The following is a 13,351-nucleotide window of genomic DNA, read 5'->3' as shown; positions in this document are numbered from 1 at the left end:
GAATCCGCGCCGCAGTCGCCGGCCCGGCACCTGCCACCTGTTTTACTTGAGGTTCGTGATGTCGCTGCACTTGATGACGCTGTTTACCGCCCATCCCGCCAAATTGATCAATCTGCTGGCCTTGCTCTTTGCCTTCCCGGGCGGCTGGTTGCTGCACGCCACCCGTCGTCGCGAACTGCGCGCGATGGCCAGTTTGCAGGCGCAGCGCCAGAGCAGCCCCAACGTAGAGCCCACGCTGGACTGGGCGACCTTGCGCATGAACCGGTTTTTCTACATCTTCGGTTTTGCCTGCATGGGGATGGCGTTGCTGGTGTCGTGGATCAGCACGCAAGTCTGAATAACCGCAAACCTGTGGTGAACAGATACAAAAGCGGCGCCTCGAGGGCGCCGTTTTCATATCTGGCCGAAACCGCTTAGAGCGGCAACCCTGCCTTCACGCGGTACTGATTGCGCACCGGCGTCGCATATTGCAGCACCAGGAATGGACGATGCTCTTCAGGGCAGGCGTCCAGGCGGCGTTGCCATTCTTCCTGGGCCTTGGCCAGTTCCTCGGCCGGGAACACCTCGGCCGCTTTCGGCACCTGCAACTGCGGATCGGCGTCCTTCCACTGCGCATAAGCCAGGTAGTGCACCGGGAACAAGCGGTATCCGCTGAGGATTTGCCTGTCCATCTCGACCGCCAATTGCTTGGTGTCTTCGAACAGTTCGGTGATTGGCGCGGCAAAGTTCACATGCACCCGGCCCTTGTAGCCGGTGATGCCCTTGGCGATGCTCACGTCATCCTCGCCCGACACCTTGGTGTAGCTGCCGGTGGTGGCGCGGATGTAAAGCTCGCGGGCCTTGGCCTGGTCGCACGGGTCGTACTCGTAGCTGATCGACACCGGGGTCAGGTTCAGCGACTGAATGACTTCGCCGAACGGCTCGTCCTTGCGGCTCATGTGGAACATCTTGAGGATTGCCGATTCGGTACGGTCGTCACCGTCCTTGGCGCGGCCTTCGGCCTGGGCGATCCAGATCGAGGCGCAATCGTTGCGGATCGAATGGTTGATGTACGCCGACAACAGTTGATAAGCCGCCATTTTTTCCCGGCGTCCGCTGATCGAGCGGTGCACGATGAAGCTCTTGTTCAGGCGCATCAGGTCGCTGACGAAAGGCTTTTGCAGCAGGTTGTCGCCAATGGCGATGCGCGGGGTCGGCAGGCCGGCGTGGTACACGGCATAGTTGACGAAGGCCGGGTCCATCACGATGTCGCGGTGGTTGGCGATGAACAGATAGGCGCTGCCGGACTTGAATTGCTCCACCCCGGTATAGGTAACACCGTCGGTGGCGCGCTCAATGGTGTGGTCGACGTAATGCTCGACTTTATCCTGTAACGTGGCCACCGAGGTAATGCCGGCAAACTCACGGCGCAGCCGATGGGCTATAAGAGGTTTGAGTGCCCAGCCTAAAGCGCCGGCGAAACGCGGGAAGCGGAAGTGGGTGAGGATATCTAGAAACGCCTTGTCGCCGAGCAGTCGTGCCAGCACTGCCGGGACTTCACTGTCGTCGTAAGGTCGGATGGCATCGAATTCGCCCATCATGCTCTCTTGTTAGAAACGGCTAGGGTAAGTAAAGGTTTTGATTGAAAACCGGCGGGGTACGGTCTGAAAAAGTAGCCAGACAAAAATAGCCCTGCAAATAGACCGGCGATTATACGCACAAGTCACCTGGGAGACCGCGATGCTGGAAACTGCGCAATATGAATGTCCGTATTGTGGTGAGGAAGTCGAGACGACGCTGGATTTGTCCGGTGGCGATCAGACCTATATTGAAGACTGTCAGGTGTGCTGCCGGCCGATAACCTTCGTGTTGCAGGTTCATGAAGAGGAATGGCATCTCGAAGTGTTCAGCGAAAACGAGTGAGGAGCGTGTATGCAGCGCATCTACGATCCGGAAAACCTGATGGAAGGCGAGTTGCTGCAAGGCATGCTCGCCAGCGAGGGTATCGAGGCGCATCTGATGGGCCGTGACTTGGTCGGCGGCAGCGGCGAGTTGCCGATCTATGGCCTGCTCGGGCTGTCGGTCGAGAACGACCAGGCCGAATACGCCCGCGAGCTGATCACCGCGTACAATGCCGCGCTGCCGCTGTCCGGCGATGAGCCGGACAGCTTTCCCGGCACGCTGGTCTGTTAGGCTGGCGTTCGTTTGATCAAGAGCCGTGTTGCCCCATGTGTGGACGTTATGCCCTGTTTCGCTGGAACCCCGCCTTCGCGGCGCTGCCCGGTTTTCCCGCCGACCAGCAGGCGCAGTGGAACATTTCCCCCAATGATTCGGTGTTGATGCTGCGGGCCGAGCCTGACGGCCAGCGCACGCTGGCACGCGCGCGCTGGGGGTTGACGCCACCCTGGCTGACCGATCTGTCCCGCACCCCGGCCCACGCCCGCGCCGAAACCGTTGCCGAGCAGCCGATGTTTCGCCAGGCCTTGCGCGAGCGCCGCTGCCTGTTGCCAGCCAATGGTTTCTACGAATGGCGCGGCACGACGCGCAAGCGCCCGTACTGGCTGACACCGGGGGAGGGCTCGTCATTATTTTTTGCGGCGATCTGGGAGGCGTATCCGGTACAGGAGCAGGTGTGGCTGAGTACCGCCGTGATTACCCAGCCGGCGGCAAGCCAGCGGCGGCCGTTGATTCTTGACGAGGCGGGGCAGGCCGCGTGGCTGGATCCCGAGACGCCATTGCATGCTTTGCAAGCCTTGCTGGCCAGTGAGCCTGCCGCATTGCGCGAACGGGTCCTGGCGAACATGGTGAATGATCCGAAGCTCAATGGGCCGGAGTGTTTGACACCGGGTTGAGTTTTTTGGTGTCAGTGCTGGCCCCTTCGCGAGCAAGTCGGATCGCCGCACCGCCGCTCCCACACTGGAACTCTGTCGTACACATATTCTGTGTTCACTGAAGATCAAATGTGGGAGCGGGCTTGCTCGCGAAGAGGGCCTGAAGGTCAAACCCTGAACTGATTGATCAACCGCCGCTGCTGTTCCGCCAACTTGGTCAAGCCCGCACTGGCCGCGCTCGACTCATCCGCACCACCGGACACTTCATTGGTCACCTGATCGATCTCGGCCATCTGCTTGAGCGGGCGGGTATGAGCGCGGGCAGTTGAAATGACTGTTTTTGCGTGCCTGATGTCGTAATTGAATCAATGCGCGGAGTGATGGGCTGCGGGTTCTCGCCGTATGTGAATTTTTTCTACGGCGATGAGAGCTTTGTCCGAATTGTGCGTCTTACGTCCATTGTATCTGGCGTCGTTACATTTCCACGCCTAGGATACGCGGCATGTTTTCAGGGAGTTTTTTGATGAACAAGATTTTGGTTGTCAGTGCGCTGGGCGCAGCGCTGTTGCTCAGCGGTTGCCAGTCGGTCAATACCACCAGTGGCGGCGCTGTAGGCGTTGAGCGCAAGCAATACATGTTCAGCATGTTGTCCGCTCAAGAAGTCGACCAGATGTACGCCCAGTCCTATCAGAAGACAGTGGGCGAGGCGTCCAGCAAAGGTGTGCTGGACAAGACCAGCAATGAAGCCCGGCGGGTTCAGCTGATTGCCGACCGGCTGATTGCCCAGGCGCCGAACTTCCGTCCGGACGCGGCCCAATGGAAGTGGGAAGTCAACCTGATCAAGAGCGATGAACTCAACGCGAACTGCGGTCCTGGCGGCAAGATCATCTTTTACACCGGGCTGATCGACAGCCTGCATCTGACCGACGATGAAATCGCCGCGATCATGGGCCATGAAATCGCCCACGCCCTGCGCGAGCACGGTCGTGAAGCGATGTCCAAGGCGTACGGCATGGAAATGGCGAAGCAGGGCGCGGGTGCGTTGTTGGGATTGGGGCAGGACACCATGGCCCTGGCCGATACCGTGGCCAACTACGGCATGACCTTGCCCAACAGCCGCGCCAATGAAAACGAGGCGGATCTGATCGGCCTGGAACTGGCCGCCCGCGCCGGTTACAACCCGAATGCCGCGATCACCTTGTGGAACAAGATGACCAAGGCTTCGGAAGGTTCGCCACCGGAGTTCATGAGCACTCACCCGGCGTCGTCGAGCCGTATTGCGGCGTTGCAGGCAGCGATTCCGAAGGTCATGCCTTTGTATGAGCAGGCCAGGAAGTCCTGATAGTCATGTGCTGAGGCTACTGGCCTCTTCGCGAGCAAGCCCGCTCCCACATTGGTTTTGTGCTCGACACCGAACCCTGTGGGAGCGGGCTTGCTCGCGAAGAACGATAACGCGGTCTATCGACCTAAACCGTTAAACCCACCCGCTGCTCTGCATCGCCTTGTACACCGCGACAATCGCCAGGATGAAGAACGCCGACGCCGCCAGACGACGGATCAGGGTCAAGGGCAATTTGTCTGCGGCAAAGTTACCGGCCAATACCACGGGCACGTTGGCAATCAGCATGCCGAGGGTGGTGCCGATGATCACCAGCCACAGCTCCGGATACTGCGCAGCCAGCATCACGGTCGCGATCTGCGTCTTGTCGCCGATTTCCGCCAGGAAGAACGCGATCAGCGTGGTCAGGAACGGCCCGAACTTGCGGGCGGTACTGGCCTCGTCGTCATCCATCTTGTCCGGGACCAGGGTCCACAGTGCCGTGGCGGCGAAGCTTGCGGCGAGGATCCAGTGCAGCATCGTATCCGAGAAGAAACTGCCGACCCAGGCACCGACAGCACCGGCGGCCGCGTGGTTGGCCAGGGTTGCAGCGACGATACCGGCGATGATCGGCCAGGGCTTGCGGAAACGGGCAGCGAGAATGAGCGCGAGCAGTTGCGTCTTGTCGCCGATTTCGGCCAAGGCAACGATTGCGGTAGGTACGAGTAGTGAATCCAGCATCAGGGGTTTTCCTAAGGGGCGGGTCGACACGGCTATGACACGTACAACCTTCCCGCCCCGGGTAAGGTGTTCGTGTCATAGGTCTTGTCAAACCCTGCGATCCATCTGATGTGGATGCTTGGGTCGCATGCGCCATGGTCTTTTGACCAAGTATGTTGACGCATGCCGGACGAGCGTGGCGCTCGTGGGAGACTACTCCCCTAGGACGGAGCGGATTCTGCCTAGGCAAAATCCATTCGGCAAGCCTTCTTTTTCAAACGAAGTTCAACCGCGTTTGGCTCGGTAGATCCGGAAGCCCTGTCCTTCGGCCTTGATCGCACACACGCCAAGGTGCTCTTCGATCAGCGGTTGATACTTCAGGAAGCTGTTCGCTACCAGGCGAAGTTCGCCACCGTTTTTCAGATGTTTGGCTGCTTTTCGCAGCAAGTTCTCCGTTGCGAAATAATCGGTGTGCACGCCGACATGGAACGGCGGATTGCTCAGGATCGCACTCAAACCCATCGGCGCGGCATCGATGCCGTCACCGGTAATCACCTCGGCCTCCAGACCATTGGCCGCCAGGGTCAGACGACTGCTGGCAGCGGCGAAGGCATCCACATCCAGCAACGTGACCTGGTTGTGCGGGTAACGACGTTTCACTGCGGCGCCCAGAACCCCTGCGCCGCAACCGAAATCGAGCAAGTGACCGCTGGGCAGTTTGTCCAGATGCTCCAGCAGCAGCGCGCTGCCGCGATCCAGGCGACCATGGCTGAACACCCCCGGCAGGCTGATGACCTTCAACGGGCCTTCGGCCAGCGGCAGTTCGTAGGTCTGCGCCAGGCTTTCCAGCGGTTTGGCTTCAGGCGCGTTGGCCACGGTGACCAGCCAGAGCTGGCAGTGCCGCGCGCTGTCGAGTTTGCGTGGCTTGCCGAACGGGTTGAGTTGTTTGGCGGCACCTTCGATGCCGCTTTTTTTCTCGCCGACCAGATACAGCTCGCGGCCGGCCAGCCGCGAGGCGAGGGCGTTGAGGATGTAGTCGGTCAGGTCCTTGGCCTTGGGCAGAAAGACTACGGCGCTATCGAACTCGCGCTGCGGCGCATTCACGCCAAAATGGCTGCGCTCGGCGAAGCGGGCGTCCAGCGCGGCCTGATCGCCGGCGTGCCAGCACCAGCCATGAGCTTCGGGCAGACGGCCCAGCAAGTCGTCGGCGGGCAAACCGGCCAACAACACCGAACCCTGGAATAACTCGGCCTGACGAAGCAGTACTTCACTGCGCGGATCCATAACTGCTCCCGTGGAAAAAAGTGCCGCAGTTTATCAACTGACGACCCGCAGCGCCTTACCGCTGAAGTATCCCAATGCGTTTTCGCTCACTTGGCCAACGATTCGCTGGCGCGCTTCGCGGCTGCCCCAGGCATTGTGCGGGGTGACGATCAGGCGCGGGATGTCGTGGGCCAGCAGCGGATTGCCGTTGACGGGAGGCTCGACGCTCAGCACGTCAGTGGCGGCTCCGCCCAGATGGCCGTCGCGCAAGGCGTCGGCCAGCGCCTGTTCGTCGATCAGACCTCCGCGGGCGGTGTTGACCACGAACGCGCCGGGTTTCATTGCGGCCAGTTCACGGGCGCCGATGAAGTGGCGAGTATGCTCGTTGAGCGGGCAGTGCAAAGTCAGGGCATCGACCTGTGGCAACAGTTCATCCAGTGGCAGGCGGTCCGGGCGGGCAGGGCGTCCGGGAGTTTGCCCCAGTAGAACGCGCATGCCGAAGGCTTCAGCCAGCCGTGCGACCGCGCCGCCCAATTCGCCATGACCGAGCAGGCCAAGGGTTTTGCCTTCGAGTTCGACGATCGGGTAATCCAGCAAACAGAACTGTCTGGCCTGCTGCCAGCGGCCTTCGCCGACGGCTTTTTGATAATCGGCCAGGCGCGTGGCCAGGTTGAGCAGCAGCATGATCGTGTGCTGCGCCACCGACGGTGTGCCGTAAGCCTGGCAGTTACACACGGTAATCCCGTGGGCGCGGGCGGCGGCGAGGTCGACGTTGTTGGTGCCGGTGGCGGTGATCAGGATCAGCTTGAGATCAGGGCTGGCGGCCATGGCGGCGGCATCGATGACAATTTTGTTGCTGATGGCGACGGTGGCGTCCTTGAGATGTTCGATGACTTGATCGGGCAAGGTCTGGGCGAACAGCTGCAAATCGCTGAAACAACTGCGCAGCGGATTGAGGTCAAGGTCGCCGAGGTCCAGGGACGGGTGGTCGAGGAAAACGGCGCGGCGAGTGTTCGTCATCAACTGTACCTTTTGTGCAATGAACTGAAGGCGTAATCTGCCGAGCCTACCAGATGAAATAAATAGTTACGCTTGGCCTGAAGGAGCCCCCATGTACTGGACAGAGTTCTTGACCGTTGCCCTGATTCACCTGCTGGCCGTGGCCAGCCCCGGCCCGGACTTTGCCGTGGTGGTGCGCGAGAGTGTTACCCACGGTCGCCGCGCCGGCACCTGGACCGCGCTGGGTGTGGGTACGGCGATTTTCCTGCACGTGGGTTACTCGCTGTTGGGTATCGGCCTGATCGTGTCCCAGTCGATCGTGCTGTTCAATGCCTTGAAATGGGCCGCCGCCGCTTACCTGCTGTACATCGGTTACAAGGCCCTGCGCGCGCAACCGGCCAAGCCTGTGGCGGACGATCTGCACAAGGAAGCCGGCGAGCGCACGGCCCGTGGTGCTTTCACCTCAGGTTTCGTCACCAACGGCCTCAACCCGAAAGCCACGCTGTTCTTCCTCTCGCTGTTCACCGTGGTCATCAATCCGCAAACGCCACTGGCCGTGCAGGCCGGTTACGGGGTTTACCTGGCGGCGGCGACAGCGGTCTGGTTCTGCCTGGTGGCGATGCTGTTCAGCCAGCAGCGCGTACGCGCCGGTTTCGCCCGCATGGGTCATTGGTTCGACCGGACCATGGGCGCGGTGCTGATTGCGATTGGCGTGAAGCTGGCTTTTACCGAGATGCATTGATTGCGCAGTCACTGCAGACAGAGAATCCCTGTGGATAGTGGCGCAATGCTAGCATCTGCAGGGTTCTGCAAATCATTCCTTTGGCTGATTTGGCTGGCGTTCAAGGGCACTACAGTGCGTACTTTCAGTCACGACCGTGCAGTCAGATTAAAGGGATTATTATGTTGCAGACTCGCGTTATCCCCCCGGCCGAAGGCGCTTACCAGTACCCGCTGTTGATCAAACGGCTGCTGATGTCCGGTGCCCGTTATGAGAAAACCCGCGAGATCATCTACCGCGACAAGTTGCGCTATAGCTACCCGACCCTGATCGAACGGGTGGCCCGCCTGGCCAACGTGCTGACAGCGGCCGGAGTCAAGCCCGGGGATGCCGTGGGTGTGATGGACTGGGACAGCCATCGTTACCTGGAATGCATGTTCGCCATCCCGATGATCGGTGCGGTGATCCACACCATCAACGTGCGCCTGTCGCCGGAACAGATCCTCTACACCATGAACCACGCCGAGGACCGCTTTGTGCTGGTCAACAGCGAATTCGTCGGCCTCTACAAGGCCATCGAGGGGCAACTGACCACGGTCGACAAAACCCTGCTGCTGACTGACCTGCCGGAAAAAACCGCGGACCTGCCGAACCTCGTCGGCGAGTACGAACAGCTGCTGGCCGCGGCGAGCCCGCAGTACGACTTCGAGGACTTCGACGAAAACTCGGTCGCGACCACGTTCTATACCACCGGTACCACCGGCAACCCCAAGGGCGTGTACTTCACCCATCGGCAACTGGTGCTGCACACCATGGGCGTGTCGACCATCATGGGAGCGATCGATAGCGTGCGCCTGCTGGGCACTAACGACGTGTACATGCCGATCACCCCGATGTTCCACGTCCACGCCTGGGGCTTGCCGTATGTGGCGACCATGCTCGGGCTCAAGCAGGTGTATCCCGGCCGCTATGACCCGGAGTACCTGGTGGAGTTGTGGCGCAAGGAGAAGGTCACGTTCTCCCATTGCGTACCGACCATTTTGCAGATGGTCCTCAATGCCAAGGCCGCGCAGGACGTCGACTTCGGCGGCTGGAAAATCGTCATCGGCGGCAGCGCCCTGAACCGCTCGTTGTACGAGGCGGCCAAAGCCAAAGGCATTCAGTTGACTGCCGCCTACGGCATGTCGGAAACCGGGCCACTGGTGTCGTGCGCGCACCTCAACGACGAATTGATGGCCGGTACCGAAGACGAACGCACCACTTACCGGATCAAGGCCGGCGTGCCGGGGCCGCTGGTGGAGGCGGCGATCGTCGACACCGAGGGCAACTTCCTGCCCGCCGACGGCGAGACCCAGGGCGAGCTGGTGTTACGCGCACCATGGCTGACCGAGGGTTATTTCAACGAGCCGCAGAAGGGCGCCGAGCTCTGGGCCGGAGGCTGGCTGCACACCGGTGACGTGGCGACCCTGGACAGCATGGGCGTGATCGACATTCGTGACCGGATCAAGGACGTGATCAAGACCGGTGGCGAGTGGATCTCCTCCCTGGACCTGGAAGACCTGATCAGCCGTCATGCGGCGGTACGTGAAGTAGCAGTGGTGGGGATCCCCGATCCGCAGTGGGGCGAGCGGCCGTTTGCCCTGCTGGTGCTCCGTGAGGGTCATGCAATCGGGGCGCGGGAACTCAAGGAACACCTCAAACCGTTTGTGGAGCTGGGGCACTTGAGCAAGTGGGCGATTCCGAGCCAGATCGCCCTTGTTACTGAAATTCCCAAGACCAGCGTCGGCAAACTCGACAAGAAGCGCATTCGCGTCGACATCACCGAATGGCAAGCCACCAACAGCACCTTCCTCTCGACGCTTTAAGCGTCTCCCGGCGTGCCCGAAAGGGCACGCCAGCCCCACCAAGCAAGCGCTTGGCTTGTCAAATCGGAATTTTCAGCCATCCTTGCCGTGCCGACGGGTGTCGGACTGGCGAAAGGACTGTTCCAGAGTGGCTGGCAACTGCAAATCACACTTTAGAGGGATCAAGCGCTACTACCTGCTGGCTATAGTCCGCTCAAGGATTTTTAAGAACGGGGCAACCGCACGAACCGGGGCGATGCAACTTTGGAATGACTTTGGGATGCCATGGCTCCCGGTTATCCACAGCGTTTTTAGAAGTGCTCTTGCCATAAAAATAAAATGCACATGGAGTAGCGTCGATGACATCAGTTAACCAGTTCTGGCGCCGGGCGAAACTGCCCCTGGCTGTCAGTCTTGCCTCTACGCTCGCCGGGCCAGCATTCGGCGTCAGTTTCAACGTCGGTGAAATCGAAGGTCAGTTCGACTCATCCCTGTCGGTTGGTGCCAGTTGGTCTACCGAAAGTGCCAACAAGAACCTCATCGGTGTCAACAACGGCGGCAAGGGTCTGTCCCAGACTTCTGATGACGGTCACCTGAACTTCAAGAGCGGGGAAACCTTCTCGAAGATCTTCAAGGGCATCCATGACCTTGAACTGAAATACGGCGATACCGGTGTTTTCGTCCGTGGCAAATACTGGTACGACTTTGAACTGAAGGACGAAAGCCGTCCGTTCAAGGACATCAGCGACGAGGGCCGCAAGGAAGGCGCCAAGTCTGCCGGCGGCCAGATCCTCGACGCCTTCGTCTACCACAACTACGCCATTGCCGATCAGCCAGGCTCCGTGCGTCTGGGCAAGCAGGTCGTGAGCTGGGGTGAAAGTACCTTCATCGGTGGTGGCATCAACTCGATCAACCCGATCGACGTGTCCGCGTTCCGTCGTCCGGGTGCCGAGATCAAGGAAGGCCTGATCCCGGTCAACATGTTCTATGTGTCCCAGAGCCTGACCGAAAACCTCTCGGCCGAAGCGTTCTACCAAATTGAATGGGACCAGACCGTCGTCGACAACTGCGGCACGTTCTTCTCCCAGCCGGACATCGTTGCCGACGGCTGCGACAACAACCTTCGCGTGCTGAACAAACGCTCGCAAATTCCGGCCATTGCCCTGGGACCTTTGGCCGCCAACGGCGTCGACGTCAACGAAGAGGGTGTTCTGGTGCGTCGTGGCCCCGATCGCGATGCCCGTGACAGCGGTCAGTGGGGCGCGTCCTTCAAGTACATGTTCGATCCGCTGGACACTGAGTTCGGCGCCTACTTCATGAATTACCACAGCCGTGCGCCGATCTTCAGCGCCACCGGTGCGCCGCAGTCGGTCTACAACACTGCAGCGGGACTTCCGGGGCCGTTCGCCGCGCTGGCGCCGTTGCTGGTGGCGGGTAATTCGCAGTACTTCATCGAATACCCGGAAGACATCCGCCTCTACGGCCTGAGCTTCTCCACCACCCTGCCTACCGGTACGGCGTGGAGCGGCGAGATCAGCTACCGCCCGAACGCTCCGGTGCAGCTCAACTCCACCGACATCCTGTTCTCCGGTGTCCGTCCTATAGGCAACAACAACCCGAACAACCCGTTGACCAATGCATCGCTGCTTACCGGCGTTCCGGGTCAGGACCTGCACGGGTATCGTCGCAAGGAAATCACCCAGTTCCAGACCACCCTGACGCACTTCTTCGACCAGGTCATGGGCGCCAGCCGTCTGACCCTGGTGGGTGAAGTGGGCGTGACTCACGTCGGCGGCCTGGAAAGCACTTCCGACGTTCGTTATGGCCGCGATCCGGTCTACGGCCCGGGTGAGTTGCCAGCCTCTGGCGCGCTCGATACCTGCGTGGCGCTCAACACCAGCACCATCAACGGCGCCGGCCCGGGTACGCCGACCAACAACCGCAGCCGCAACTGCGACGACGAAGGCTTCACCACCGCGACTTCGTGGGGCTACCGCGGTCGTGCCATCTGGGAATACAACGACGTGTTTGCCGGTGTGAACCTCAAGCCGAACGTTGCCTGGTCCCATGACGTGAGCGGTTACTCCCCTGGCCCTGGCGGCAACTTCGAGGAAGGCCGCAAGGCAGTGAGCCTGGGTGTCGACGCCGAGTACCAGAACACCTATACCGCGAGCCTGGCGTACACCAACTTCTTCGACGGCAAGTACACCACCGTGGATGACCGCGACTTCGTTGCGCTCAGCCTCGGCGTGAACTTCTAAGCACAGTATTTTCAGGACGAACACACATATGAAAATAACAAAAAGTCTGTTCCACGCCGGTGTTCTGGGCCTTTCGCTGCTGGCGACCAGCGTCATCGCAGCGGTTCCCCAGGCTGAGGCCGACAAACTGGGCAAGAGCCTGACCCCGATGGGCGCTGAAATGGCAGGTAACGCCGACGGTTCGATCCCGGCCTGGAAACCGATGGCGAAGAACGCCGGTACGGTCGACAGCAAAGGTTTCCTGTCCAATCCGTTCGCCAGCGAAAAACCGCTGTTCACCATCACGGCGCAGAACGTCGATCAGTACAAGGAAAAGCTTGCCCCGGGTCAGTACGCGATGTTCAAGCGCTACCCGGAAACCTTCAAGATGCCAGTTTATCCGTCCCATCGCGGTGCCACCGTGCCGGATGACGTGTTCGCCGCCATCAAGAAGAACGCCACCAACACCAAACTGGTGTCCGGCGGCAACGGCCTGGAAAACTTTGAAACCGCCATTCCGTTCCCGATTCCGAAAAGCGGCGTTGAAGTCATCTGGAACCACATCACCCGTTATCGCGGTGGTAGCGTGACCCGCCTGGTGACCCAGGCCACACCACAGCCGAACGGCTCGTTCAGCCTGGTGTACTTCCAGGACCAGTTCGTGTTCCGCGACAAGATGAAGGACTACGATCCGGCGAACCCGGGCAACATCCTGTTCTACTTCAAGCAGAAAGTGACCGCGCCGGCACGTCTGGCCGGTGGTGTGCTGCTGGTGCACGAGACCCTCGATCAGGTGAAGGAGCCGCGTTCGGCGTGGGTCTACAACGCCGGTCAGCGTCGTGTGCGCCGTGCGCCGCAAGTGTCCTATGACGGCCCGGGTACTGCAGCCGACGGCCTGCGTACTTCCGACAACCTGGACATGTTCAACGGTGCACCGGATCGATACGACTGGAAGCTTGAAGGCAAGAAAGAGATGTACATCGGCTCCGATGCCTACAAGCTCGACGATCCGAAGCTCAAGTACACCGACATCATCAAGGCCGGTCACATCAACCAGGATCTGGCGCGTTACGAGTTGCGCCGTGTGTGGCATGTGGTTGCAACCCTGAAGGAAGGTCAGCGTCACATCTACGCCAAGCGTGACTTCTACATTGACGAAGACACCTGGCAAGCTGCGGTGATCGACCATTACGACGGTCGCGGTCAACTGTGGCGCGTCGCCGAGGCCCATGCCGAGAACTACTACGACAAGCAAGTGCCGTGGTATGCCCTTGAAGCCCTGTACGACCTGCAATCGGGTCGTTACCTGGCGCTGGGCATGAAGAACGAAGAGAAATCGGCCTATGACTTCGGCTTCACTGCCACCACCAGCGACTTCACCCCGGCCGCCTTGCGTCAGGATGGTGTTCGCTAAGGTGAACTGAGTAGAGGCCGCA

The 13,351-nt window shown here is 60.3% G+C and carries 13 protein-coding genes, 1 pseudogene and 1 riboswitch; of the genes and pseudogenes, 9 read left to right on the top strand and 5 right to left on the bottom strand.

All coding sequences use genetic code 11. The features are described 5' to 3' along the window. Positions 1 to 58: 58 nt before the first annotated feature. Positions 59 to 337, top strand: coding sequence for a hypothetical protein (locus tag KGB28_RS03815; RefSeq protein ID WP_007979321.1), 279 nt, complete (start codon positions 59 to 61; stop codon positions 335 to 337). A gap of 76 nt (positions 338 to 413) precedes the next feature. Here KGB28_RS03815 and KGB28_RS03810 read toward each other — a convergent pair whose 3' ends face one another. Then, positions 414 to 1,580: a 1-acyl-sn-glycerol-3-phosphate acyltransferase gene (locus KGB28_RS03810; RefSeq protein ID WP_223442479.1), complete on the bottom strand. Its 1,167-nt coding sequence runs from the start codon at positions 1,578 to 1,580 to the stop codon at positions 414 to 416. Between the two features lie 139 nt (positions 1,581 to 1,719). On the opposite strand from KGB28_RS03810, the gene KGB28_RS03805 reads away from it, so the two are divergent. The 3 genes from KGB28_RS03805 to KGB28_RS03795 are packed head-to-tail and all read left to right on the top strand — an operon-like array spanning position 1,720 to position 2,831. Continuing rightward, positions 1,720 to 1,902, top strand: coding sequence for a CPXCG motif-containing cysteine-rich protein (locus KGB28_RS03805; protein ID WP_053159662.1), 183 nt, complete (start codon positions 1,720 to 1,722; stop codon positions 1,900 to 1,902). A gap of 9 nt (positions 1,903 to 1,911) precedes the next feature. After that, entirely contained in the window at positions 1,912 to 2,172 is a 261-nt protein-coding gene (locus KGB28_RS03800; protein ID WP_223442476.1) for a putative signal transducing protein, read from the top strand. A 35-nt stretch (positions 2,173 to 2,207) separates the two neighbouring features. Further along, complete coding sequence (locus tag KGB28_RS03795; protein WP_046041890.1) at positions 2,208 to 2,831, top strand: SOS response-associated peptidase; 624 nt, start codon at positions 2,208 to 2,210, stop codon at positions 2,829 to 2,831. Between the two features lie 146 nt (positions 2,832 to 2,977). Here KGB28_RS03795 and KGB28_RS03790 read toward each other — a convergent pair. After that, positions 2,978 to 3,100, bottom strand: a pseudogene (locus KGB28_RS03790) (hypothetical protein); the annotation flags it as partial. 233 nt (positions 3,101 to 3,333) lie between these two features. Between KGB28_RS03790 and KGB28_RS03785 the strand changes: the two are divergent. Next, entirely contained in the window at positions 3,334 to 4,152 is an 819-nt protein-coding gene (locus KGB28_RS03785) for a M48 family metallopeptidase (protein ID WP_223442473.1), read from the top strand. Positions 4,153 to 4,284: 132 nt separating this feature from the next. On the opposite strand, the gene KGB28_RS03780 is transcribed toward KGB28_RS03785, so the two are convergent. From KGB28_RS03780 to KGB28_RS03770, 3 genes are all read right to left on the bottom strand, one after another. After that, the gene (locus KGB28_RS03780) at positions 4,285 to 4,869 is read right to left on the bottom strand and encodes a TMEM165/GDT1 family protein (protein ID WP_008016665.1); all 585 of its coding nucleotides are present in this window, start codon (positions 4,867 to 4,869) and stop codon (positions 4,285 to 4,287) included. 90 nt (positions 4,870 to 4,959) lie between these two features. Then, a riboswitch (yybP-ykoY riboswitch) is annotated at positions 4,960 to 5,082 on the bottom strand. 51 nt (positions 5,083 to 5,133) lie between these two features. Continuing rightward, positions 5,134 to 6,132, bottom strand: coding sequence for a class I SAM-dependent methyltransferase (locus tag KGB28_RS03775; protein ID WP_223442471.1), 999 nt, complete (start codon positions 6,130 to 6,132; stop codon positions 5,134 to 5,136). Positions 6,133 to 6,165: 33 nt separating this feature from the next. Next, complete coding sequence (locus KGB28_RS03770) at positions 6,166 to 7,131, bottom strand: 2-hydroxyacid dehydrogenase (RefSeq protein ID WP_223442470.1); 966 nt, start codon at positions 7,129 to 7,131, stop codon at positions 6,166 to 6,168. A gap of 91 nt (positions 7,132 to 7,222) precedes the next feature. On the opposite strand from KGB28_RS03770, the gene KGB28_RS03765 reads away from it, so the two are divergent. From KGB28_RS03765 to KGB28_RS03750, 4 genes are all read left to right on the top strand, one after another. Continuing rightward, positions 7,223 to 7,852 carry a LysE family translocator gene (locus KGB28_RS03765; RefSeq protein ID WP_150727989.1) on the top strand — a complete coding sequence of 210 codons (630 nt, stop codon included), beginning with the start codon at positions 7,223 to 7,225 and terminating at the stop codon, positions 7,850 to 7,852. 161 nt (positions 7,853 to 8,013) lie between these two features. Beyond that, on the top strand, positions 8,014 to 9,696 hold the full coding sequence (locus tag KGB28_RS03760) for a fatty acid--CoA ligase (RefSeq protein WP_150727988.1): 1,683 nt from the start codon (positions 8,014 to 8,016) through the stop codon (positions 9,694 to 9,696). Between the two features lie 338 nt (positions 9,697 to 10,034). Beyond that, positions 10,035 to 11,936, top strand: a complete 1,902-nt coding sequence (locus tag KGB28_RS03755) for a DUF1302 domain-containing protein (RefSeq protein WP_150756213.1) — start codon at positions 10,035 to 10,037, stop codon at positions 11,934 to 11,936. A gap of 28 nt (positions 11,937 to 11,964) precedes the next feature. Continuing rightward, complete coding sequence (locus tag KGB28_RS03750) at positions 11,965 to 13,329, top strand: DUF1329 domain-containing protein (protein ID WP_223442468.1); 1,365 nt, start codon at positions 11,965 to 11,967, stop codon at positions 13,327 to 13,329. Positions 13,330 to 13,351: the final 22 nt, after the last annotated feature.

Origin of the sequence: Pseudomonas sp. BF-R-19, assembly GCF_019956445.1 — a bacterium.
GTDB classification, from domain to species: Bacteria; Pseudomonadota; Gammaproteobacteria; order Pseudomonadales; family Pseudomonadaceae; genus Aquipseudomonas; species Aquipseudomonas fluorescens_BH.
Note: the sequence above shows the minus strand (reverse complement) of the source record. Positions and strands in the feature narration are given on the sequence as shown.